The sequence below is a fragment of the Sheuella amnicola genome (assembly GCF_010499255.1).
Classification (GTDB): Bacteria; Pseudomonadota; Gammaproteobacteria; order Burkholderiales; family Burkholderiaceae_B; genus Zwartia; species Zwartia amnicola.
Window position 1 is genome coordinate 1 of record NZ_JAAGRN010000021.1, and the last position, 2,550, is coordinate 2,550.

General features: G+C 57.2%; 3 protein-coding genes. All 3 read left to right on the forward strand.

What is annotated here, in order from left to right; translation table 11 throughout:
- The first annotated feature begins 77 nt into the window (after window positions 1-77).
- The 3 genes from tnpA (at window position 78) to tnpC (ending at window position 2,477) form a co-directional block, all read left to right on the forward strand.
- Window positions 78-494 carry an IS66-like element accessory protein TnpA gene (gene tnpA, locus G3I67_RS14800; protein WP_163656342.1) on the forward strand — a complete coding sequence of 139 codons (417 nt, stop codon included), beginning with the start codon at window positions 78-80 and terminating at the stop codon, window positions 492-494.
- Window positions 491-826, forward strand: coding sequence for an IS66 family insertion sequence element accessory protein TnpB (tnpB, locus tag G3I67_RS14805; RefSeq protein WP_163656343.1), 336 nt, complete (start codon window positions 491-493; stop codon window positions 824-826). The genes tnpA and tnpB overlap by 4 nt, the downstream gene beginning before the upstream one ends.
- Before the next feature lie 97 nt (window positions 827-923).
- Window positions 924-2,477: an IS66 family transposase gene (tnpC, locus tag G3I67_RS14810; RefSeq protein WP_163656344.1), complete on the forward strand. Its 1,554-nt coding sequence runs from the start codon at window positions 924-926 to the stop codon at window positions 2,475-2,477.
- Window positions 2,478-2,550 lie beyond the last annotated feature (73 nt).

Here is a 2,550-nt window from a genome sequence, read left to right on the forward strand (position 1 = left end):
GTATGCGTCCGGTGAAGTCATCTTGAGCCGGGTTTAGCAAACCGCGATAGTGTCCGCGATAGGAGATTGTGGACACGATGACTAGTAAACCGCCCATTAGCACCAAGACCCGGCGAGAGCGTCGGGCCTATAGCGCAGACTTCAAAGCCCAGATCATCCATGCCTGCCACCAACCCGGTGCCTCGATCGCTGCGATTGCCCAGGACAACAACATCAACTCCAATGTTCTGCATCGTTGGCTGCGGGAGCATGAGCGGGAGGGTCGACACGCTGCACCTGCATTTTTGCCCGTCACGGTGGTTGACGCCCTAGGCGGAACTGACACTGATGTCATCGATTCTGCCCCAGTTTACCCGTCCGTTCCTGATCGGGCAGATGCGCCACCAGAAGAGATCCAGATTGAATGTGTGCGTGGCAATAGTAAGGTGATCATCCGTTGGCCTGCGTCGGCGGCCTCCGACTGTGGTGCATGGATCCGGGACTGGCTGGCATGATCCGGATCCAGCAATATTGGATGGCGGTGGAACCGATTGATATGCGTGCTGGCATGGAGACGGTGCTTGGCAAGGTCGTGGCGGTGTTTGGTTCGGCTCAGGCGCATCATGCGTATATCTTCACCAACCGGCGTGCCAATCGCCTGAAGGTGCTGGTGACCGATGGGTTTGGTGTCTGGCTGGCAGTACGGCGACTTCACGAAGGTCACTTTGCGCGGATTCAGGATATAGCGGGTACGCGGATCGAACTCACCCACAGCCAGGTGGATGCGCTCTTGGTTGGCTTGCCCTGGCAGCGCCTTGGAAAGCCAAGCCAGGTCACGGTCTGGTGATGTCTGATGGTGTGAAGTTTGCTCGAATTTGCGCATAAAAATCAATTGGTGAATGTGATCATTTGCTCGTGCGTAGGCTTGTGTCAGCATACACCTCATGGTCACCGAGCAAGAACTACACAGCATGAACGAAGAGGCTCTCAGGAGTCTTGCCAAGCAGTTCATTGCCACCATCGGTGAGCAAACACTGGCGATTGATGAAGCCCGCCGCACGGTTAAAGAGAAAGAACAGATCATCGCCAAGCTCACCTTTGAGCTGGCGTACCATCGCAAGCTGCGTTATGGCCGCAAGAGTGAACACCTCACGACTGAACAACGCCTGCTCTTTGAAGAGTCGATGGACACGGACCTGGCGGCCATTGGCGCAGAGCTTGAGCAGTTGACTCCAGCCAAGTTGCCTGAGGGGCCCAAACAGCTGCCGCGCCGCATGCAAATCCCGGCCAACCTGCCACGCACTGATATTTATCACGAACCCCAGAGCACACAGTGTGCCTGTGGCTGTCAACTCAAGCGCATTGGCGAGGATGTCAGCGAGAAGCTCGACTACGCCCCGGGACTCTTCTCTGTCGAGCGCCACGTCAGGGGCAAATGGTCCTGCACGAGCTGCCAGACGATCACCCAGGCTCCCGTGCCCGCACACGTCATTGACAAGGGCTTGCCCACCACCGGACTGTTAGCCCATGTACTGGTGGCAAAGTTTGCGGATCACCTGCCGCTCTATCGCCAGGAGCAGATCTTTGCCAGAGCCGGTGTGCCGCTCTCGCGCCAGACGCTGTCCGACTGGGTAGGTGCCTGTGGGGTGCAGCTACAGCCCTTGGTCGATGCCCTCAAGGCCGAAGTGTTCAGGCACGACATCCTGCACGCTGATGAAACCCCAGTCAGCATGCTCAAGCCCGATAATGGCAAGACCCACCGAGCCTATATCTGGGCCTACAGCCCAGGACAGTTCGAGAACCTGAAGGCTGTGATCTACGACTTTACCGAAACCCGGGCGGGCAAGCATGCCCGGGAGTTTCTCGGTAACTGGCAAGGCAGCATCCTCGTTGATGACTTCGCGGGCTACAACGCGCTCTTTACCCAAGGCATCACCGAGCTGGGTTGCATGGCACACGCACGACGCAAGTTTCATGACCTGTTTGAAGCCAACCAGAGCGAGATCGCCCAACAGGCGCTCGTCATCATCGGTCACCTCTATGACATTGAGCGGGAGGCCAGAGACCTAGAGCCTGACGCGCGATGGCGAATACGCCAGGCCAAAGCCAAACCCATCATGGATAAGTTTCACGGATGGCTCACCCTGCAACGCAGTAAGGCAACAAATGGCACGGCCATCGCGCGAGCGCTGGACTATACGCTCAAGAGATGGGATGCATTGATTCGCTATCTCGATAACGGTCGCATCCCGATCGACAACAACCATGTCGAGAATCGGATTCGTCCAATCGCCATCGGCCGAGCTAACTGGCTCTTTGCCGGATCGCTCAGAGCCGGTCAGCGTGCCGCTGCTGTCATGAGTCTCATCCAATCAGCCAAGCTCAATGACCTGGATCCGTACGCCTATCTCAAAGATGTGATGAATCGGCTACCCACGCAGCCCTATCGCCAGATCACGGATCTGCTGCCACACAACTGGCAACCACAGACGATCTGATACGCTTCGAAAACCGTCACTGCCAAACTTGCACCGCAGGCAGATGGTCAAGATGGGTTGGCCGGACGCATAC

Coding starts and splice junctions, on each gene's coding strand:
- tnpC (WP_163656344.1), top strand. CDS start 924: ATGGTCACCGAGCAAGAACTACACAGCATGAACGAAGAGGCTCTCAGG.
- tnpA (WP_163656342.1), top strand. CDS start 78: ATGACTAGTAAACCGCCCATTAGCACCAAGACCCGGCGAGAGCGTCGG.
- tnpB (WP_163656343.1), top strand. CDS start 491: ATGATCCGGATCCAGCAATATTGGATGGCGGTGGAACCGATTGATATG.